We start from the raw sequence: 20,600 nt of genomic DNA on the forward strand, positions 1-20,600 counted from the left end.
TGAGCACTCTCTTTTCTTGTTACTTATTCAGTCTCCATTCGAAACCGTCTTTGGTATCTTTGATTTCAAATCCGAGTGCTGTCAGTGTGTTGCGGATCTCGTCGGAAGTAGCCCAGTCTTTGTTGGCTTTCGCTTTCATACGTTGTTCCAGTAGCATATCTACTACTTTGCCGTAAGCTGCTTCACGACCATCTGAAGAGCCTTTTTCTTCTTTCAATCCCATGATGTCGAAACTGAACAGATGGAATGTTTCTTTCAGGTCTTTCAGGTCTTCGGCGGAGATGGTAGCATTACCTGCAATGATATTGTTTATAATGCGGGCGCCTTCGAAAAGCTGTGCGATGACAATCGGTGTATTTAAGTCGTCATTCATTGCTTCGTAGCATTTGGCGCGCAGTTCTTTCACGTTGATTCCCTCTGAAGTTGCCGATGAGGGAGTTATCTTATCTAATGCGTCAATGGCTTCCATCAGACGCTGCAGACCCTTTTCGGATGCTTGCAGTGCTTCATTGCTGAAATCTACCGTGCTGCGGTAATGAGCTTGCAGGATGAAGAAACGGATTGTCATTGGTGTGTAGGCTTGTGCTAGCAGCTTATGAGTACCGTTGAAGAATTCGTCCAAAGTGATGAAGTTGCCGAGTGATTTACCCATCTTGGTTCCGTTGATGGTAATCATGTTGTTGTGCATCCAGTAGTGAACCATGTCATCACCTTGTGAGGCTACCGATTGTGCGATTTCACATTCGTGGTGAGGGAAAATCAAGTCCATTCCTCCTCCGTGAATATCGAAGTGTTCGCCCAGGTATTTGCGTCCCATAGCGGTACATTCGGCGTGCCATCCGGGGAAACCGTCGCTCCATGGAGACGGCCAGCGCATGATATGTTCAGGTTGTGCCTTTTTCCAAAGGGCGAAATCGGCGGGATTGCGTTTTTCGCTTTGTCCGTCGAGGTCACGGGTGGTATTCAATACGTCGTCCAGATTACGTCCGGAAAGTTTTCCGTAATGGTGATCTTTGTTGTATTTGGCTACATCGAAATAAACGGAGCCTTCGCTTTCATAGGCGTATCCGGCATCCAAAATCTTCTGTACCAGTTGGATTTGTTCAATGATATGTCCTGAAGCATGTGGTTCGATGCTCGGAGAAAGTACATTCAGTGCTTCCATTGCTTTATGATAGCGGTTCAGGAAATATTGAACAACCTCCATTGGTTCCAACTCTTCCAGACGTGCTTTCTTGGCAATCTTGTCTTCTCCGTCATCGGCATCATGTTCCAGATGACCTACATCGGTAATATTGCGTACGTAGCGTACTTTATATCCTAGGTGGGTGAGATAGCGGAATAACACATCGAAGGTTATAGACGGGCGGGCGTGTCCTAAATGGGCATCTCCGTAAACAGTCGGTCCGCACACATACATGCCTACATGAGGTGCATGAAGCGGTACGAACAACTCTTTCTTTCTATCTAAGGTGTTGTAAATGGTAAGTTGATGTTCCATAACATTTTATATTTGTTTTATTGGAACTGCAAAGTTAGTATAAAATCTGAATATGCGCTCTATCTTTGATGAGTTGATTTTAGCTCTTGAGCTGTTTTACTGGTAATATTATTAGTTTCCCGGTATGAAACTAAAAGTTTCACACCGAGGAACCAATGGTTTCATTACGGGAAACCAAAGGTTTCTCACCGAGAAACTAAAATTTTGTCAGCATGAAAGTAAATGTTTGGTTATTGTTGACTGCAAAACTTATCAATAGCTTCTGCTACACCGTCTTCTTCGTTGCTTAGAGTGATGTAATTTGCTGCTTTTTTTACAGGTTCTTGTGCATTTCCCATAGCAATTCCCAGTCCTGCAAACTTAATCATGGATAAGTCATTATAGCCATCTCCCATTGCTATGACTTCTTCTCGTGCTACTCCTATTTCTTTCAATAAGACAGCAAGAGAAAGAGCTTTGTCAATTCCTTGCGGAACTAATTCGAGGAAATAGGGTTCTGAACGGAAAACGTTAATATGTCCTTGTAGCCGGAGACTAAGTTCTGCTTCAAGCGGAATGAGTTTATCTGCGTCTCCCACGATGAGGCATTTGGCTACAGGAAGCGTGATCTCTGTGAGGAAGTCGTTTGTTTTCCGTACTGCCATTTTATTGAGAAAGGCCTCTTTCTGTACGTATGGGTCTTGAGAGTTTTCTGTTATTATATCTGCTCCGTCATAGGTTAATATACTTAGTTGGTGGGTACGGGCACATTCGTAGAGCATCGGAACAACTTCATTAGGTAACACATTTTCATATACCATCTCTTTTGTTTCCCAATTGATAATTTCACCTCCGTTATAGGAAAGGATGAAACCTCCGAATTCATTCATCCGTAATTCGTTGGCTAATGGTACAATACCATAAGTAGGTCGTCCGGAAGCTAATACGAGTCGTATTCCTTGCTCTTGTATACGTATTAGAGTTTCCCTGTTGCGGGGAGTGATTTCTTTTTTAGAATTGGTGAGTGTGCCGTCAAGGTCGAGCACGATAAGTTTGTATTTCATGTAGCGTTGTTTTGGGTGCAAAGATAGATTAAAAAAGTTTTTCCGCAAGGTGGTGGGGGAAAAGATGTGGCTTTAGCTGAAATTGCACTATGATAGTGCAATTTGTTTTGCTATTTGCACTGTCATAGTGCAAATAATCGTATCTTTGCCTATAAATCAATGATATATGGATAAGTTATTTGAGTATTTCAACAAGATGATACGGGAAACTAATATAGAGTTTCACCGGTATATTTATGCCAAGATAAATTGGAATAGTCGCATGATAGGGCTTACGGGACCTAGAGGAGTAGGGAAGACTACTCTTGTATTGCAACATATTAAAGAAAGTCTGAATTTGAATGATTCTTTGTATGTGACAGCCGAGGATTTTTATTTTGCGAGCCATCGTTTGCTGGATTTAGCGGATGCTTTTGTCAAGATGGGTGGTAGGCATTTATTTATTGATGAAATTCATAAATATAAAGACTGGTCGAAAGAGCTTAAATTGATTTACGATTATCATCCAGAATTGAATATAGTCTTTACAGGTTCATCTGTATTGGATATTAATAAAGGAGCTTCAGATTTGAGTCGTCGGGCTGTCATGTATCAGATGCAGGGACTTTCTTTTCGTGAGTATTTGTATTTATTTCATCGTATTCCTTCTGAAATATATAGTTTGCAGGATATTGTAGCACATAAAGTGGAAATTCCGGGTTTGGAGCATCCGCTTCCACTCTTTCATGACTATTTGCAGAAAGGCTACTATCCTTTTGCATTGGAGGAAGATTTTGATATACGTTTGCGACAGATCATCAATTTGACTTTGGAGTCGGACATACCCCAATTTGCTGATATGAATGTTTCCACTGGGCGTAAACTTAAGCAACTTCTTGCTATCATTGCCAAGAGTGTGCCGTTCAAGCCTAATTTTAGCAATATAGCTAAAATTCTTGAAGTGAGCCGTAATAATATATCCGATTATTGTCTTTATATTGAAGAGGCAGGATTGATTGCGCAGTTGAGAGATGCTACCGGCGGAATACGCGGGTTAGGGAAAGTAGATAAAATTTATCTGGATAATACTAATTTGATATATAGTCTGGCTCAAGATAGTTCTAATATTGGAAATATCAGGGAGACTTTCTTCTTGAACCAGACCCGTATTTTTTCGGATGTAGTAGCTTCTCCTGTTTCTGATTTCTTGATTGATGATATGACATTTGAGGTGGGAGGAAAGAAAAAGGGACAAAAGCAGATTCAGGAGGTACAGAAAGGATTTGTGGTGAAGGATGATATTGAAAGAGGCTTTATGAATGTAGTGCCGTTGTGGCAGTTTGGAATGGGATATTAGTAAATAAAAAGGATACCTCATGAGATATCCTTTTTATTTATGATGGATGTATTTATTCGATATTTGCTCCGTATCCTTCCATATCTGCTGCTAAATCAAATATGCCGTTTTCAGCATCAGTAATAGTTAGTGGCGCAGTGGAATAAGGAGTTAATACATATGGGTCAACTTTCGCATTTGCATCACAATTGCTGTGGTAATTATACCATTTGTTGCTACTTGCTAATCCATATACGATATTATCTTTAACATCTACTGTAGTTACATTTACAGGATGAGTATTATTTCCTACGTAAGTATAAAGATTACTATTCTTTGCAAGACTTGAGTCTACATAAAAGATATTTTTTGTCATAGTGAGACTACCTTTATTGTGTCTGAAATATGGATTGTATCCTGCAATATTAATTATTGTATTATTAGATATTATTGCAGTGAGATTTCCTTCTGTAAATTCTGTTTGTAATCCCCAATTCAATATTTGTCCCGTACAAGGCGTTTTATTGTATACTATATTATTGGTAAATGTAAATTTCTCATATGGAGCCAAGTTTTTGGTTGTATACAGATGTATGAGAGCTTTGTTATCTGCATTGACCATGATACGAGTTCTATTAATAATGATCGTATTGATACCATTCAATTTATCTTTTGCTGTATCTTGATAAATTGGGTTTCCAACATTACTAATCTTACATTCATCTATAATTAAAGCAGTGAAATTGGTAGCACTTGAAGTATTGGAGTTATTAAAATATTGTCCATCAGTTGTGAACTCATTCATATCTAAATGAATATTTTTTATGAACAGATTTCCTGATACGGTTTTCCAAACTCTACTAGGCTTAATAACAGGTTTAGAATCTGAATATTTGCCAATAATAATGATCGTGTTATTAAGATTTACGGGGTTGGCTGTTGTAAAGTCGCTATTTCCTGTTAAAAACAGAATTCGGGTCTTATTTGAATTATTGATATAATTGTCAAGGCTTGTTTCTGTTCCATCCAATTCTACTACTTCTGCATCAGGATAAGTGTTTTTATCAAATGTGGCATCACCGATGGTTATACTTTCTCCGTTATCGAATCTAGCTTTATAGTCAATCCGCGTTTCTGCTTCTCCGAGTTCTACCTGTATTTTTGTAATGGCAGCATACGCTCCTGAAGTAGCGAGAATAGACACATCTTTTGTATTATCAGCAACAGCACGCGATAAAGTCTTTATTGTTGCAGGAGCTTTTATTGTCAATATACCTTCATCATTATCACCGGATGGTTCTGATAAAGTAGCCTCCCAACCTTCGGGAGCGGTGATGATATAAGATTCCACGCCCTTCATGTGTACGATGAAATCTTTTGTAGATCCTGCTGCAATCTTTTGTACTCCTACAATGCTTTCATCAAATATGCAGTAGAAATTGCTGATAATAGGTATGGATAGTTTTGTACCATCTTTTAACTCTAGATTAAAGTTATTACCTACCTTTTCTACAGAATTGAAGAATTTGTCATTTGCAGCTTCACCGTTAGTTGCTTTTACGGGATTGCCAGCAGAGTCTTTCACATTTTCATAAGTAGTCCCATCGTAGCTGACTTGCCAGTATCCTGTTTCTGCATTGATCCGGAAAAGAGGAGTCTTTCCATTTTCTGCAGTTGCTTTTATAGGATTTCCACTTTTATCTTTCAGTTGTGTAAAAGTGACTCCGTTGTCATAGCTGACCGTCCAATAACCATCGTTATCAATCCCCATTTGTGGAATCAAGGCACCAGCTCCGGTTTCCTCAACGAGTTTGAGTGTCTTGCCGTTGCTTAATGTTATTGTATATATACCATCCTTTAATTCAATATTAGTAATGGTAGCGCCTTCTTTACAAAGTTCGCGTACAGCTTCAATATTCCAGTTCAAATCTTGAACGGTTTTTTCAAGGGCAGTAACACGAGTCTTTAAATCGTTAACATCGTCCCACAAGTCGTCTGTCTTATTACATCCTGTCAGACATAAAGTCAGTAACATACATACGTACCAAAGTTTCTTCATAATTGTATCTTGTTTTTAAAGTTATTACTGGAGTGAATTTAACCAAGCCGGAACTGCACCTAAACGTTTGCGCAATTGGGCTTCGTAAAGTGAATATGGAGTGACTGCCTTACCTTGTTCCTCATTCAATTTCATTTGGCTTTCATTGAAGTTAATGCTTCCGCCATGATAGCCAACTACGATTGGAGGAAGGAATTTCCACCAAAGAGAATTACTATCCCACCAAATAAATGGAGAATCTGTGACATTATTCTTTGCGTTAAAGTTCCATAAGGTCAGATCGGCTAAATGATTAGGCATTTGATTATAATCACCCCCTTGGCGGAATCTCATAAAACCACCTGTACAACGGTCAATCAATGTAGCACGAGGTTGTGTTGCGTGAGATTCAAAACAAGCATCGGTTCCCCAGTCTACATTCCAAAGTACAGCACCTATACTTTGCTTGGAAACGCCACATGCATGATATTGTCCTGCTCCTTGTTCATATACATTTCTGTTGTCTATAAGGAATCCATTTGACTTATCTGTCACTTTACCTATAAATACACGTGATGAGGCTTGCGAACGAATGGCTGCATGTCCGCGGTTACCATCTATGATTACGTCGTATACTGATACGTTCGAACTATTAACGATAGAACTAGCTTCACTGACGCTACGAAAACCTACACGGCGCATCCATGAATTTGTTAGACGGACTAGATTAATTGGTTTGTAGGCTCCATCATCCTCCCATGAACCGTGATGGGCAAAGTCTACCTTGGCTTTTCCTTCAAAGGTCATATCTTCCACACCTACGTTTTCATAGTGGGGGTATTTTTGGATAGTCCATTTCCATTGTGAATCTACAGCGTGCATGATTGGTTCTTTGAAAGTGATAGTTTGTCCGTTGATCGCTGCTACTAAATGATAATCATAGACTTGTACACCATCATTATGTAGATTAGTCATGTTTGAAGTAGGTTGGTAAGGTGATAGCTCGGTTTTGATAAGTTCCGGACTATTATCCACCAATTGTAAACATACCCAATCTCCAACTTTAATGCCTGTGGTGGAGGCTACTTCTACGGAGAAAGTTCCCTTATCGGCACTTCCTGTAACTTCGGTAATCTGGGATAGTCCGCTATTATGCTTGATTTCCAGCATTACCGGCGAAGAATACATGACATTTGGATCTTTCGGTTGGTTGGGAGCATCCATTTTTATAATGGTTTGGTCGCGTCCGTCACCTTTTAGAATAACTCCTCCCATTAATAACTGGATTGTTTGTGATTGTCCATCTACATCGTCAGCTGCTGTATGTAAGATGTATTCTCCTTTGGGGAAATAAATTATAGCTTTGGCATTATCCACTTTAGAACCGATTTTAGCTAATATTTTTGTTAGAGCTTCTCGGTCAGACTTATTATCATTGGGAATAGCACCGTAATCTTTTACATTATATACTGTGTAACCTAAAGACCATACATCAGGGGGAGCAACTTCGCCATGCTTATAACCTGCATAGGAGAAATCAAGCAATAGATTGTCGGCTTCTCCCAAATTGTATTTATTCCATGCATCACATGCATTGGCATCATAACCTGTTGTCAGTAGTTGTACTTTAAGAGGTACTATACGAATATAGTTCTTGGAAGAAGTAATGATGATATTGATTATTTCTTCTTTATTCTCTATGTCGTTTGCTTTAGGAGAAGTAATAGAAAGTTCATTATCTTTTAAGACAATATTCCATTCTTTAGGAGCTTTTATTACTACTCCTGTTACATCTTGTTGTTCTACCTCATAAAGCCGTGTTTCATTTAGTGGGAAAATCTGCATATCTTCCATTCCTTTTACCTTTAAGTAGAAAGTATCTATCACTTGCAGTTCAATGGTTTTGTCTGCATAGGTAACTGTAAGCTTTTTGGAAGTTGTGTTATATTCTACTTTATCAAAGATAGAATTTTTTCCAGCACTTTCAATGGCTTCTATTTTACTGCCATCGTTGTTAGTTAGGTTCTGATATGTTTTTCCATTATCATAGCTGAGCAGCCAGTAACCATTTGCATCTATCTTCAGCTTGGGAGATTGAATGGGAGTGGCAGGTTTGTCGGGATCACTAGGCTTACTGGTTGGAATGGCATATATTTTATTGCCATTAGCGTCCTTTAAAGGCATATAGGTAATACCTCCGTCTATGCTATAAATCCAATAGCCTTCATTATCTACAGATAAGGAGGGTACTAGTGCATTGACGGCTTCTCCACTCATAACGGTAATACTTTTTCCATCGCTTAATTCTACAGTATAGCCATTTTTGATGGGAGTGATACCCACAATGACTGGATCATTTAATAAGTACTGTAAACTTTCGATAGAAGTGTTCAATTGATTAGCTGTTTCTTCCAATATTTGGACGCGATTTTTAAGCGAATCAATTTCAGAACGCAGATCATCCGTTTCTTGGCAAGATTGCAGAACGAATAACATGCTGCAAATACCAAATAGTAATAGGTAGGTAATGCTCCTGTTTTTCATACATTTATTATTTCGGGTTATTTATAATTTTCACAGTGGCAAAGATAACCGGATAAAATAAGAGTATATGGATAAAAAAATTCAGGAATACGATGAAATAATACATTTTACACACCTCTGTGATAGATTGAGGCTTTATGTATTATTAGAGCAGGTCTACCCATTGTTCATTGCTTAATATAGGCAATGATTCACTGTCGGCAACAAATGTTTCCGCCAGTTTTCGTTTCTCATCTTGCAGATGCAGAATCTTTTCCTCAATGCTGTTTTGTGTAATGAAGCGATAGGCAATCACCTGCTTGTCCTGACCGATACGATGGGCACGGGCGATGGCTTGCGATTCGGCGGCAGGATTCCACCAGGGATCTATGATAAATACATAGTCGGCTTGTGTAAGATTGAGTCCCACACCCCCTGCTTTTAGTGAAATAAGGAATGCCTGAACATCTTTTTGCTCGGTGAAATGGGCGATTTCGGAGGGCCGGTTGTTGGTTGCTCCTGTTAATAGGGCATATTTCCAGCCTCGTTCTCGGAAAGCTTCAGCCAAGACCTCCAGATGTTTGACGAATGAAGAGAAAATTAGGACTTTGTGTCCTTCGCTTTGTAATGTATCGAATGTTTCGATTATCTGTGCGGTTTTTCCGGATGTTCCGGTATAATCAGGAAGAATGAGTTGCGGATGACAAGAGAGTTGCCGTAAACGCAAAATGCCATTTAGTACACTAAACGAATGGAGCCTGTTCGTACTTTGAGAGTGCTGGAGAAGTATGTTTCGCAGGCTGTTTTTCTCCTGCTCGTAACACGTGTTCTGCTCTTCAGTCATGTCGCAGTAGATTGTTTCTTCCGTAAGTTCAGGAAGTTCCGGAGCTACCTCTTTCTTGCTTCTGCGGAGGATGAATGGGGCAGTCAGTTGTTGCAACTGCATTCGTACGCGTTCGTTTTCCTGGCGAATCGGCATTATGAACTGCTTTTGGAAAGCACTTTCCGTGCCCAGTAAGTCCGGTTGTATAAAATGAAATTGAGCCCACAGGTCCTTTAATGAGTTTTCGATAGGAGTACCTGTCAGTGCGAGTCGGTGTTTGCTTTGCAGTTGAATTGCCGACCGGAAGGTGAGCGATTCGCTATTCTTGATATTCTGGCTTTCATCGAGCACGACGTATTCGAAACGGTAGGAAGAGAGTATATCAATGTTGTTTCTCATCATGCCATACGTAGTAAAGATCAAGTGAAAATGACCGAAGAATTTTTCCGGACGTTTCTTGTCTATAGCCACGGTGTTGTTGTATTCCATCATTGAGAGCCCTGTAAAGCGCTTGGCTTCCCGTCGCCAGTTGTGAAGTAGCGATGTGGGGACTACAATTAGGGTAGCGGGTTGTTTGGGAGCGGATGGCTTATATATGTACTGTAGCAGGGTAAGAGTCTGAAGCGTCTTCCCGAGTCCCATGTCATCTGCCAGGCATCCGCCAAATCCTTGTTTATGGAGATGTACCATCCACGAGAATCCTTTCTGCTGATAGGGGCGTAACGTTGCTTTAAGCATTCTTGGTACGGCAACGTTATGTATTTGCTGCTTCGCGGGGAATTTTTTCACTCCATCCTCACCCAAAGCTGTCTGTACAGCACCTATAAATGCATGTTTCAACCGAATTCCTTTTTCTGTTTGTACTCCCATCTCCAGTAAGTTCGCATATTTGCTGAACCACTCTTCAGGCAGGAGAATCATACGCCCGTCAGGTAGCAGATATTCCCGCTTTTCTTCGAGGATATGTTTGCGGAAACGTGAAAAAGGAATGCGCAGATTACCGATAACAACAGTGATGTGCAGTTCAAACCAGTCAACCTCATCATCGCAGCTTTGTTCGATGCGTATCTCATCCAGACAATACAATGCATTCCCTACATTACTGGTAAGGTGAAAGGATTGCTGCAACATCTCCCGATGATTGTTGATCCATTCGACAATTGTCTTTTCCGGAGCTTTGGCAGATAGTTGGAAGTGTGTGTCATTGAGTTGTTGCAGACCGGCATTCGTTAAGAGTTGGACTGCTTGTTCTTCCACTGTAATGTTACGCCGGAAAAAGCCGATTTCACCGGATGTTTTCCGATAAATGATTTTCTTCATTTCATTAGCACTATCTGGTGCAAATGTCTGGTCTCCATAGCGGAAGACAAGTTGCAATGCTTGTCCGTTGTATGTGGCATCTTCGAATGAGAGAACAGCCTCACAGGCACATTCTTCTTCAGTAATATTCAAACCGTGAGTCTCGATATCGTGATAACGCGCAATTGGAATAACGATGTTGTCTATGTATTTTTCAATCTGTAAAGCGTTTACGCTAATCGATCTTTTCTTTGTGAAAGGTAAGATACGTGCGCTTTCAATGTGCGGAAAGAAATATAACTCCATTCCCAATAATAGAGTGGCCGGCGAGGAGGTCAGTACAACTACCGGTTTTAACTCACTCAAAGAGAACGGTTGCCCTTCATAATAACACTGCAACTGATAACGGAACGTTTTACTGTCAACATGAAATGTTACGCGAATTTCTACGTCGTGAGGGTTGATATGATAAATATGATGGGCGTATAAGATTTTGCTACCAGCTTGTTTCTGATAAAAAGGCAGTCCGTTTTCCCGTATCAACGCCAGCATCTCCAACAGCTTCTTTTCGATAAACGGGCGAATATTATTTTTAATTCGTTCCGGATCTTCGGATAGCTTATGTAGAAAGCGTGATACTGTTTTTTCACGGGAGTAGAGGCCCATCAGATACTTTTCTGTATAGTATGAAGCGATATCGATGGCTTGTCTTTCCGCTTCGCTCATTATGCTCATAGCTTCCGGAGAAGCGTGAAACGCTTGCTCCACTAATTGCAAGGTGCCATCGTTCAGCCTTTCCGCAATATACGGAATCAGTAATATGCCGAGTATCGGATGCTCTGTGAAAACGATTATAACTTGTCCGTTAGTTGGTCTCTCTTTCATTCTCTTTTAGGCTTTAACTGACAAAGATACGGGAAAATACTTAATTTTGCAGCATGATAGAGGAAAACAAACGCGTATTGCTTGGAATGAGTGGTGGTACAGATAGCTCTGTTGCTGCTATGCGACTGCTGGAAGCCGGTTATGAAGTAATCGGGGTAACCTTCCGTTTTTATGAATTGAATGGTTCGACAGAATACTTGGAAGATGCCCGTAATTTGGCAGAACGTTTAGGAATACGGCATATAACATACGATGCCCGTGAAATATTTGCCCGGCAGATTATTGAATATTTTGTGCAGGAATACCTGGCAGGACGTACTCCGGTCCCCTGTACCTTGTGCAATAATTATCTGAAATGGCCTTTGCTTGCTAAGATTGCCGATGAAATGGGAATTTTTTATATTGCTACCGGACACTATGCGCAGAATATACAACTAAATGAAACCTTTTATATAACGTACGCCGCCGATTCGGATAAGGATCAAACCTTCTTCTTATGGGGATTGAAACAGGATATTCTTAATAGGATGCTGTTGCCGATGGGCGATATTACGAAAGCTGAAGCCCGTGCCTGGGCTGCTGAACATGGTTTTCGAAAGGTGGCAACCAAAAAGGATAGTATTGGTGTCTGTTTTTGCCCGATGGACTATCGGACCTTTTTAAAAGACTGGTTGGTCAGAAATGGTCAGATGTCGGTCAGTAATAGTGAGGCATCAATCAACAATAGTCAGACATCGGGCAGCGATAAACAGACCTGGTCTGACAGAATCAGAAGAGGAAAATTTGTCGATGAAAAGGGAAATTTTATTGCCTGGCATGAAGGCTATCCCTTTTATACTATTGGGCAGAGACGCGGTTTGGGCATTCATCTGAATCGTCCTGTATTTGTGAAAGAGATTGATCCTGAAAAGAATGAAGTGATGTTGGCTTCTCTTTCATCGTTGGAAAAAACAGAAATGTGGTTGAAAGATTGGAATCTTGTAAATCAGGAGCGTACTTTAGATCGCTCTGACATAATTGTGAAGATACGCTATCGCAAGCAGGAAAACCATGGCACGATTACCGTCACATCGGATCATTTATTGCACGTGCAGCTTCATGAACCATTAACAGCCATTGCTCCCGGACAGGCTGCTGCATTCTATGGAGACGGATTGCTACTAGGAGGAGGAATCATAGTCAACGCCCGTTAATCTTACATATTGGGAAGATGAACGCTCTGACGCAAGTTTTTTAAAACAAAACTTAGCTGGCTAATCGATATAACTAAGGCACGGATTACACGAATAAACAAGGAAAGAGAATAAACTTATCCATGTAATTCGTGTAATCCGTGCCTGAAAGAAATCGGAGAGTTGTTTTGACGCTCTCTCCTTATACAAGTAACCTCTGTAATGGAAAAAAAAACTTGTAGTGGTTATGTTTTGGTTTTTGGTTATTCTTCCGGATGAGCGCTATTATTCAGCACCAGCATTGCTTCTATATATTCGCGTGTATTGCTTAATCTGGGTACTTTGTGTTGTCCTCCCAGTTTTCCTTTCTGTGCCAGCCAGTCATGGAACAATCCCTGACGGGCTACGATCACTTCCAATGGTTGCAAAGCGATATCTTTCCATCGTTTGGCTTCATAGTCAGAGTTAACCTCTTTCAGCGTAGCGTCAAGTATCGAAGCGAACTTTTCTACGGAATCCGGCATTTTGGCAAATTCTATTAGCCACTGGTGCCTGCATTTTGCGTTCTCATCCATAAACACCGGTGCTGCAGAGTATTCGCAAACTTGTGCTCCGGTCTCGGCGCAAGCTTTTGCCAATCCTTTTTCAGCATTATCGATAATCAGCTCTTCACCAAATGCATTGATGAAATGCTTCGTTCTTCCCGTGATGACAAACTTATAGGGATTCTTGCTGGTAAACTTCACAGTATCACCAATCATGTATCTCCACAGACCACAGGAAGTAGAAATAACCATTGCATAGTTCTTGTTGAGCTCGACTTCTTCAAGACAATAAGCCCGTGGATTTTCTTTTCCCACTTCCTCCAACGGAACAAATTCGTAGAAAATTCCATAGTCGATCATTAATAACATGGCAGGATCGGAAAGGTCGTTCTGGGTTCCGAAATATCCTTCCGAAGCATTGTAGGTCTCTACATAATGCATTTTAGGTGTTGTAATCACCTGTTTATATTGCTCACGATACGGTGTGAAAGCCACTCCGCCATGGAAGAAAACTTCCAGATTGGGCCATACTTCTTCCAGTGCCTGCTTTCCTGTCTTTTCAAGGATACGTTTGATAAGTACCAGCATCCACGACGGCACACCGGATAGGCTTGTCACATTTACCGGAATAGTGCTGTTGGCGATTGCTTCTATCTTGGTTTCCCATTCGCTCATCAACGCAATTTTCTTGCTTGGTACGCGAATGAAATTAATAAGCGGATTTACGTTTTGAATCAGAATAGCGGATAAATCTCCTACTAAACTATGATTGGAATTGAGGTTCGGGCTATGGCTCCCTCCTAGAATCAGTCCCTTGCCGGAGAAAAAATGGCTATCCGGATTGATGCGGAAATAAAGAGCTGCTGCGTCTTTTCCTCCTCTGTAATGAATATCTTCCAGCGCTTCCTTGCTGACAGGAAGGAATTTACTTTTATCATTAGTCGTTCCGGAGGATTTTGCAAACCAGCGTATCTCCGATGGCCAAAGCAGATTCTGTTCCCCAGCTCGCAAACGTTCTACATAAGGCTTAATTTCTTCGTATGTCTGGATAGGAACACGTTTACGGAAATCTTCATAGTTACGGATAGAGGAATAATCGTACTTTCTTCCCCATTCAGTTTGAGCGGCCTGGCGTGTTAAGCGGCTTAACACACGATGCTGTATCTCACTAGCCTGACTAGCATATAGGTCTATCTGTTTTAAACGGGAATCGAAAGTCTTACTAATAATTTTTGTAATATTCATTTCTGCTTTAACATAATAATGTTTAGTCGTGCAAAAGTAACTTATTTATCTTTTTTTTCTATCTTTACGACGGAAATAATCGTTAAAAATTGACGACTTTCATATAAATCCCGAGTTTTAGACTAAAAAATGCGACAATGAGAATTGGAATCTTAACATCCGGCGGGGACTGTCCCGGTATTAATGCCACGATTCGTGGCGTGTGCAAAACTGCCATCAATTATTACGGGATGGAAGTAGTAGGTATTCACAGCGGTTTTCAGGGCTTGCTGACTAAAGATGTCGAATCTATTACAGACAAGTCGCTCTCCGGTTTGCTCAATCTGGGTGGAACGATGTTAGGAACATCTCGTGAGAAGCCTTTCAAAAAAGGAGGCGTTGTCTCTGATGTTGACAAACCGTCTTTAATCCTTCAGAATATCCGGGAAATGGAACTCGACTGTGTCGTTTGTATCGGCGGAAATGGAACACAGAAGACAGCGGCGAAGTTTGCTGCGATGGGAGTGAATATCGTATCTGTACCTAAAACCATTGATAATGATATTTGGGGCACAGATATTTCTTTCGGTTTCGACTCGGCAGTAAGTATTGCTACCGATGCCATCGACCGTTTACATTCTACCGCAAGTTCTCACAAAAGGGTGATGGTGATTGAAGTGATGGGGCATAAGGCGGGTTGGATTGCCTTGTATTCCGGTATGGCAGGAGGAGGGGATGTGATTCTTGTCCCCGAAATTGCTTATGACATTAAAAATATTGGTAATACGATTCTGGAAAGACTGAAAAAGGGCAAGCCTTATTCTATTGTAGTGGTAGCAGAAGGTATTAGGACAGACGGGCGCAAACGGGCTGCTGAATATATTGCGCAGGAGATTGAATATGAAACTGGTATAGAAACTCGCGAAACAGTTCTAGGGTATATTCAGCGTGGTGGTTCGCCTACTCCTTTCGACCGCAATCTTTCTACCCGTATGGGCGGCCACGCGACAGAATTGATCGCCAAGGGTGAATTCGGGCGTATGGTAGCTTTAAAAGGAGACGATATTGCATCTATCCCTCTTGAAGAAGTTGCAGGAAAACTGAAATTAGTTACTGAAGATCACGATTTGGTGATTCAGGGGCGTCGCATGGGGATTTGCTTTGGCTAGTCTCCTCGGCTTCCATAGTAGGTTGTACCGTAGAAATTTCATTATCGGAGGTGTTTTCTTCTAAAACATTCTCCAGTTTTGTCTCGGGAATTACATTCAGTTCGGCTTCAAGTTCATTCTCAAATTCATTCTCAAGTTCAGTTGCCAATTCAGTTTCAGAGTTAGTTGCAAGTTCAACCTCCGGTTCTGTTGTAGTTGCTGAATGTTGTGCTTTGATCTCTTCGACAGTTGACATAAATACGGGTTCCTTTACTTTCTTTATAGCCATTTGGGCAGCATTCTGTTGAGACTCTTTCTTGGAATATCCCGTACCTGTTCCTGCCGGAAGTCCTTCAATGCGTACTTCGGTTTGGAAGACAGGGTTGCTGTCGTGATCGAGAAATTGCTCGATTAACTCAAAGGAAACCTCCATCTTATTTTTTTGGCTCCACTCAATAAGTTTGGATTTGAAGTTAACCTCTTTTCGGGATATTTTATCCAGGTCGATATAACGGTTGATGATCCGTTGCTCCATAAACTGTTTGCAGCGTTCATACCCCTGATCCAGATAAATAGCTCCGATAAATGCCTCAAAAGCATTTCCGTACATATAACTGTTGTGAGAAGAAGAGCGGGTGGAATACTTTATGAGTTTATCCAAACCGATTTCAACGGCCAACTTATTCAAAGTCTCCCGTTGTACGATCTTAGAACGTGTGTTGGTCAGGAAACCTTCTCGTTTCCCTTCAAAACGTTTATAGACAATATCTCCTACGATGGCGTCGAGGATGGCGTCACCTAAAAACTCCAGCCGTTCATTGTTGAGGGGACGTCCCTTGTCGGAGCGGACAGAAGTCGATTTGTGCAGGAGAGCCTGCTCATAAAGTTGGATATTGCGCGGGTAGAACCCGAGTATCCGGTAAAAACAAAGATAAGACTCTCTATCCTTGCGGAACAAGAGCCTTATCTTATCTATTTCGTTACGTAACACGATATTACTCTGCGTATTTCTTGAAGATAACGCACGCATTGTGACCACCAAATCCAAATGTATTGGACAAGGCAACATTAACTTCGCGTTTCTGTGCTTTATTGAACGTGAAATTAAGGTTATAGTCGATATTCTCGTCGTTGTCACCTTCTTCGTGGTTGATAGTCGGAGGAACAATGCCGTTCTTGATAGCAAGGATACTTGCAATAGATTCTACCGCACCGGCAGCTCCCAGCAAGTGACCTGTCATAGATTTTGTTGAACTGATGTTCAACTCGAACGCATGATCACCGAATACTTCCTTGATTGCTTTTGCTTCTGAAATATCACCAACCGGAGTAGATGTACCGTGTACATTGATATAATCTACTTCTTTCGGATCCATTTCCGCATCTTCCAGTGCATTTTTCATCACCAATTTCGCTCCCAGACCTTCTGGATGAGAAGCTGTCAGGTGATGTGCATCTGCAGACATACCTACACCGGCAACTTCTGCATAGATTTTTGCACCGCGAGCTTTAGCGTGTTCCAGTTCTTCCAGGATCAGGCAACCGCCACCTTCGCCCATAACGAAACCATCACGGCTTGCGCTAAACGGACGTGAAGCTTTAGAAGCTTCGTCGTTGCGTGTTGACAGTGCGTGCATAGCGTTGAAACCGCCCACACCTGCCGGGAAGATAGCTGCTTCCGAACCACCGGATACAATTACGTTTGCTTTACCCAGACGAATCAGGTTGAAGGCATCTGCAATAGCGTTGGTTGAAGTAGCACATGCTGAACAAGTCGCGTAGTTAGGACCATGGAAACCATACATGATAGAAATCTGTCCGGCTGCAATATCCGAAATCATCTTTGGAATGAAGAACGGATTAAACTTCGGACCCATTTCCTGACGAGTGTAGTAGTTGCCTACCTCTTCTTCAAATGTATGTATACCACCAATACCGGCGCCGAAAATAACACCGATTTTGTTCAAGTCTTCTTTCTCGACATCAAGACCGGAATCACTCACCGCTTCTTTGGCAACAGCGATGGCATATTGAGTATACAGGTCCATCTTTCTTGCTTCTTTACGGTCTATGTATTTCGTTGCATCGAAGTTTTTCACTTCGCATGCGAATTGGGTCTTGAATAACGACGCATCAAAATGAGTAATAGGCCCTGCTCCACTAACCCCGTTCACAAGGTTTTCCCAAAATTCGGGAACGCTGTTGCCAACGGGAGTAATGGCGCCAAGACCTGTTACTACCACTCTTTTTAATTCCATATTGATGAAATCGAATTACTTAGCGTGTTCTTCGATATAAGATACAGCATCACCTACAGTACCAATCTTTTCTGCTTGGTCATCAGGAATAGAGATACCGAATTCTTTTTCGAATTCCATGATAAGTTCTACAGTGTCAAGAGAATCTGCTCCCAGGTCGTTAGTGAAGCTTGCTTCGGTTGTAACTTCTGATTCTTCTACGCCTAATTTATCAACGATAATCGCTTTTACTCTTGATGCAATTTCAGACATAACTTTAAGTTTTTAATTAATAATTAGTTTTATTTCTTTAAATTTGCGGTGCAAAGGAATGAATATTTATCGTTTTGCGCAAATATTTGACTAAATAAATGCAAAGTTTTGCACATTTTTCACTGTTTTGTGCATCGAAATTGAGGGTTATGAAGAAAAACATCGCAATTTTTGCTTCCGGTTCCGGTTCAAATGCCGAGAATATTATCCGGTATTTCCAAAAAAACGATTCCGTTCAGGTTTCGTTGGTACTTTCTAATAAAAGTGATGCATACGTTTTGGAACGTGCGCATCGTTTGGGAGTGCCCTGTAACGTGTTTCCAAAGGAGGACTGGATAGCCGGAGATGAAATTTTGGCTATTTTGCAGGAGTACCGCATCGACTTTGTCGTACTGGCTGGCTTTCTGGTTCGTGTGCCTGACTTGCTTTTGCATGCTTATCCCGATAAAATTATAAATATACATCCTGCTCTTCTGCCGAAGTTCGGAGGCAAAGGAATGTATGGTGACCGGGTTCATGAAGCGGTAGTGGCTGCCGGTGAAAAGGAAAGCGGTATCACTATACATTATATAAATGAGCATTATGACGAAGGAAATGCAATCTTCCAGGCTACCTGTCCTGTTCTTCCGACAGATTCTCCGGATGATGTAGCCAAGAAAGTGCATGCCTTGGAATATGAATACTTCCCGCAAGTCATAGAACAAGTATTAAGAAATAAGTATTAATTAAGTATTACTCCATGCAGATAATCGTTTGACGGAATTTCATGAAGTTCTCGGTCGCTACGGTTAATACTTAATACTTATTTCTTAATACTTGATTAAATAAGCTGTCTCTTCTCGCCGCAAAGGATAATCCCCGCGTAAGGTTTCGAATTGTTCCGGTTGATTTTTCAATCGGGTGCTATCTTCGACTGGATTATATATTTGGAGGATTGCTTCTTCATGGTTTTTGGCATGTATAATAGGAGAGGCGGGTGCCGGTGCGTTTATTTTATAATCAGCTTCTATTTGGAAGAATTTGCAAATGGCATCCAGTGACATGCGTGTGGCGTTTGCTTTTCCATCGGCAGAGTAACCCGCAATGTGGGGGGTACCGATGAATGCTTTTTCCAGTAGTTCACGGTTAATTTCCGGCTCATGCTCCCATACATCAATGATAGCATCCGAAATGATCCGGCTGTCCAAGGCTTTTAAAAGAGCATCAGTGTCAATGACCTCTCCTCGGGAGGTATTAATGATAACCGGTTTTCGTTTGAGTGACTGGAAGAAGTTCTCATCTGCCAGGTGGAAGGTTTTATATTTCCCTTCCTTATATAAAGGTACGTGAAAGGTTATGATATCACATTCTTCTGCAATTTTATTTAGTGAGGCAAATAGCTCTGTTCCTTCTTTTTCCTCCCGTGGCAAATCATTCAGTAAAACGCGCATGCCAAAATCCAGGGCAACTTTAGCTACCTTACTCCCTACGTTTCCCACTCCTATGATTCCAATCGTCAGTTCGTTTAACTTTTTGTTTCTGCAAGATTTCCACACCAGAAGCGATGACTGTATATATTGGGCGACAGAAGCAGAATTGCATCCCGGAGCATTTGTCCATTCTATACCTGCCTGTTTGCAATACTTTGTATCAATGTGATCGAAACCGATAGTTGCCGTTGTTATGAATTTCACCTGACTACCTTCCAATAAATCCCGGTTGCAATGTGTGCGGGTACGGACAATGAGTGCGTCTGCATCCCGTACGAGCTCCGGAGTGAAATCTTTCCCCGGTACATAAGCCACCTCATCGGCTATTCTCTGAACCGCTTCTTTTATAAATGGTATTTTATTGTCGATAATAATTTTCATATACAATTCATCTTTTATACCCACAAAGGTAACAAATAAAAAAGTAAGAAAGGGTTGCTTGTCTGAAAAATATTACATAGATTTGCCCTATTATATATCTATTAGCTAGTTAAGATTATGACATTTAGTAACCTTTGCAACGAGATTTTTTGGAAATCGACAACAGATTACCATGTAACGGATAGTGTGGATGCTCCGATGAACAATCCTTACGAGTTGAAAACTATTGAGTATTATTTATATCTAAAGAACTGGATTGATGCTGTGCAATGGCATTTTGAGGATATTATCCGTGACCCGCAGATTGATCCGGTAGAAGCATTGGCTTTGAAAAGAAGAATTGATAAATCAAATCAGGATCGTACAGACTTGGTGGAATTAATCGATAGTTACTTTTTAGACAAATACAAAGAAGTAAAACCTCTCTCTGACGCAACGATCAATACAGAAAGTCCTGCATGGGCTATTGACCGCTTGTCAATTCTTGCATTGAAAATTTACCACATGCAGCAGGAAGTGGAACGTACGGATACTACAGAAGAACACCGTCTTCAATGTCAGACTAAGCTGAATATCCTGCTGGAACAACGTAAAGACCTCTCTGCGGCTATTGAGCAGTTATTGGCTGATATCGAAGCCGGAAGAAAATATATGAAAGTATATAAACAGATGAAAATGTATAATGACCCGGCATTGAATCCGGTGCTTTATGCTAAAAAATAAC

General features: G+C 41.1%; 15 protein-coding genes. 5 read left to right on the forward strand and 10 right to left on the reverse strand.

Features of this window, described 5'->3' with window-relative positions; genetic code table 11:
- Positions 1-19 precede the first annotated feature (19 nt).
- Both cysS and HMPREF9009_RS04855 read right to left on the reverse strand, forming a co-directional pair.
- On the reverse strand, positions 20-1,501 hold the full coding sequence (cysS, locus tag HMPREF9009_RS04850) for a cysteine--tRNA ligase (protein ID WP_049701592.1): 1,482 nt from the start codon (positions 1,499-1,501) through the stop codon (positions 20-22).
- 230 nt (positions 1,502-1,731) lie between these two features.
- Complete coding sequence (locus tag HMPREF9009_RS04855) at positions 1,732-2,544, reverse strand: Cof-type HAD-IIB family hydrolase (protein ID WP_049702255.1); 813 nt, start codon at positions 2,542-2,544, stop codon at positions 1,732-1,734.
- A gap of 166 nt (positions 2,545-2,710) precedes the next feature.
- On the opposite strand from HMPREF9009_RS04855, the gene HMPREF9009_RS04860 reads away from it, so the two are divergent.
- Positions 2,711-3,880: an ATP-binding protein gene (locus tag HMPREF9009_RS04860; RefSeq protein ID WP_049701593.1), complete on the forward strand. Its 1,170-nt coding sequence runs from the start codon at positions 2,711-2,713 to the stop codon at positions 3,878-3,880.
- A 52-nt stretch (positions 3,881-3,932) separates the two neighbouring features.
- On the opposite strand, the gene HMPREF9009_RS04865 is transcribed toward HMPREF9009_RS04860, so the two are convergent.
- The 3 genes from HMPREF9009_RS04865 to HMPREF9009_RS04875 all read right to left on the reverse strand — a co-directional run bounded on the left by HMPREF9009_RS04865 (position 3,933) and on the right by HMPREF9009_RS04875 (position 11,427).
- The gene (locus tag HMPREF9009_RS04865) at positions 3,933-5,918 is read right to left on the reverse strand and encodes a PL29 family lyase N-terminal domain-containing protein (protein ID WP_049701594.1); all 1,986 of its coding nucleotides are present in this window, start codon (positions 5,916-5,918) and stop codon (positions 3,933-3,935) included.
- 24 nt (positions 5,919-5,942) lie between these two features.
- Positions 5,943-8,441 carry a DUF4955 domain-containing protein gene (locus HMPREF9009_RS04870; protein ID WP_049701595.1) on the reverse strand — a complete coding sequence of 833 codons (2,499 nt, stop codon included), beginning with the start codon at positions 8,439-8,441 and terminating at the stop codon, positions 5,943-5,945.
- Between the two features lie 145 nt (positions 8,442-8,586).
- Positions 8,587-11,427 (reverse strand): DEAD/DEAH box helicase, encoded by a 2,841-nt coding sequence (locus tag HMPREF9009_RS04875; RefSeq protein WP_049701596.1) that lies wholly within the window; start codon positions 11,425-11,427, stop codon positions 8,587-8,589.
- 53 nt (positions 11,428-11,480) lie between these two features.
- On the opposite strand from HMPREF9009_RS04875, the gene mnmA reads away from it, so the two are divergent.
- Positions 11,481-12,620: a tRNA 2-thiouridine(34) synthase MnmA gene (gene mnmA, locus HMPREF9009_RS04880; protein ID WP_049701597.1), complete on the forward strand. Its 1,140-nt coding sequence runs from the start codon at positions 11,481-11,483 to the stop codon at positions 12,618-12,620.
- Positions 12,621-12,862: 242 nt separating this feature from the next.
- Here the strand turns inward: mnmA and HMPREF9009_RS04885 are convergent, their stop codons facing one another.
- Entirely contained in the window at positions 12,863-14,389 is a 1,527-nt protein-coding gene (locus HMPREF9009_RS04885; RefSeq protein ID WP_009039115.1) for a GH3 auxin-responsive promoter family protein, read from the reverse strand.
- Between the two features lie 137 nt (positions 14,390-14,526).
- Between HMPREF9009_RS04885 and HMPREF9009_RS04890 the strand changes: the two genes are divergently transcribed.
- Complete coding sequence (locus HMPREF9009_RS04890; RefSeq protein ID WP_008024010.1) at positions 14,527-15,537, forward strand: ATP-dependent 6-phosphofructokinase; 1,011 nt, start codon at positions 14,527-14,529, stop codon at positions 15,535-15,537.
- Here the strand turns inward: HMPREF9009_RS04890 and rnc are convergent.
- Genes rnc through HMPREF9009_RS04905 form a run of 3 tightly spaced genes read right to left on the reverse strand, consistent with a single transcriptional unit; the run spans position 15,479 to position 18,026 of the window.
- Positions 15,479-16,546 carry a ribonuclease III gene (rnc, locus tag HMPREF9009_RS04895; RefSeq protein WP_049702256.1) on the reverse strand — a complete coding sequence of 356 codons (1,068 nt, stop codon included), beginning with the start codon at positions 16,544-16,546 and terminating at the stop codon, positions 15,479-15,481. The genes HMPREF9009_RS04890 and rnc overlap by 59 nt on opposite strands.
- Entirely contained in the window at positions 16,512-17,774 is a 1,263-nt protein-coding gene (gene fabF, locus HMPREF9009_RS04900) for a beta-ketoacyl-ACP synthase II (protein WP_004315552.1), read from the reverse strand. The genes rnc and fabF overlap by 35 nt, the downstream gene beginning before the upstream one ends.
- A 15-nt stretch (positions 17,775-17,789) precedes the next feature.
- Positions 17,790-18,026 carry an acyl carrier protein gene (locus tag HMPREF9009_RS04905; protein WP_002558672.1) on the reverse strand — a complete coding sequence of 79 codons (237 nt, stop codon included), beginning with the start codon at positions 18,024-18,026 and terminating at the stop codon, positions 17,790-17,792.
- Positions 18,027-18,124: 98 nt separating this feature from the next.
- Between HMPREF9009_RS04905 and purN the strand changes: the two genes are divergently transcribed.
- The gene (gene purN, locus HMPREF9009_RS04910; protein WP_008024015.1) at positions 18,125-18,751 is read left to right on the forward strand and encodes a phosphoribosylglycinamide formyltransferase; all 627 of its coding nucleotides are present in this window, start codon (positions 18,125-18,127) and stop codon (positions 18,749-18,751) included.
- An 84-nt stretch (positions 18,752-18,835) separates the two neighbouring features.
- Here purN and pdxB read toward each other — a convergent pair whose 3' ends face one another.
- On the reverse strand, positions 18,836-19,876 hold the full coding sequence (gene pdxB / locus HMPREF9009_RS04915) for a 4-phosphoerythronate dehydrogenase PdxB (RefSeq protein ID WP_049701598.1): 1,041 nt from the start codon (positions 19,874-19,876) through the stop codon (positions 18,836-18,838).
- 117 nt (positions 19,877-19,993) lie between these two features.
- Here pdxB and HMPREF9009_RS04920 point away from each other — a divergent pair, with 117 nt between their 5' ends.
- Entirely contained in the window at positions 19,994-20,599 is a 606-nt protein-coding gene (locus HMPREF9009_RS04920) for a DUF4254 domain-containing protein (protein ID WP_004315555.1), read from the forward strand.
- Position 20,600 lies beyond the last annotated feature (1 nt).

It is taken from the genome of Bacteroides sp. 3_1_13 (assembly GCF_001185845.1).
Lineage (GTDB): Bacteria > Bacteroidota > Bacteroidia > Bacteroidales > Bacteroidaceae > Bacteroides > Bacteroides xylanisolvens.

Coding starts and splice junctions, on each gene's coding strand:
- cysS (WP_049701592.1), bottom strand. CDS start 1,501: ATGGAACATCAACTTACCATTTACAACACCTTAGATAGAAAGAAAGAG.
- HMPREF9009_RS04855 (WP_049702255.1), bottom strand. CDS start 2,544: ATGAAATACAAACTTATCGTGCTCGACCTTGACGGCACACTCACCAAT.
- HMPREF9009_RS04860 (WP_049701593.1), top strand. CDS start 2,711: ATGGATAAGTTATTTGAGTATTTCAACAAGATGATACGGGAAACTAAT.
- HMPREF9009_RS04865 (WP_049701594.1), bottom strand. CDS start 5,918: ATGAAGAAACTTTGGTACGTATGTATGTTACTGACTTTATGTCTGACA.
- HMPREF9009_RS04870 (WP_049701595.1), bottom strand. CDS start 8,441: ATGAAAAACAGGAGCATTACCTACCTATTACTATTTGGTATTTGCAGC.
- HMPREF9009_RS04875 (WP_049701596.1), bottom strand. CDS start 11,427: ATGAAAGAGAGACCAACTAACGGACAAGTTATAATCGTTTTCACAGAG.
- mnmA (WP_049701597.1), top strand. CDS start 11,481: ATGATAGAGGAAAACAAACGCGTATTGCTTGGAATGAGTGGTGGTACA.
- HMPREF9009_RS04885 (WP_009039115.1), bottom strand. CDS start 14,389: ATGAATATTACAAAAATTATTAGTAAGACTTTCGATTCCCGTTTAAAA.
- HMPREF9009_RS04890 (WP_008024010.1), top strand. CDS start 14,527: ATGAGAATTGGAATCTTAACATCCGGCGGGGACTGTCCCGGTATTAAT.
- rnc (WP_049702256.1), bottom strand. CDS start 16,546: ATGCGTGCGTTATCTTCAAGAAATACGCAGAGTAATATCGTGTTACGT.
- fabF (WP_004315552.1), bottom strand. CDS start 17,774: ATGGAATTAAAAAGAGTGGTAGTAACAGGTCTTGGCGCCATTACTCCC.
- HMPREF9009_RS04905 (WP_002558672.1), bottom strand. CDS start 18,026: ATGTCTGAAATTGCATCAAGAGTAAAAGCGATTATCGTTGATAAATTA.
- purN (WP_008024015.1), top strand. CDS start 18,125: ATGCAAAGTTTTGCACATTTTTCACTGTTTTGTGCATCGAAATTGAGG.
- pdxB (WP_049701598.1), bottom strand. CDS start 19,876: ATGAAAATTATTATCGACAATAAAATACCATTTATAAAAGAAGCGGTT.
- HMPREF9009_RS04920 (WP_004315555.1), top strand. CDS start 19,994: ATGACATTTAGTAACCTTTGCAACGAGATTTTTTGGAAATCGACAACA.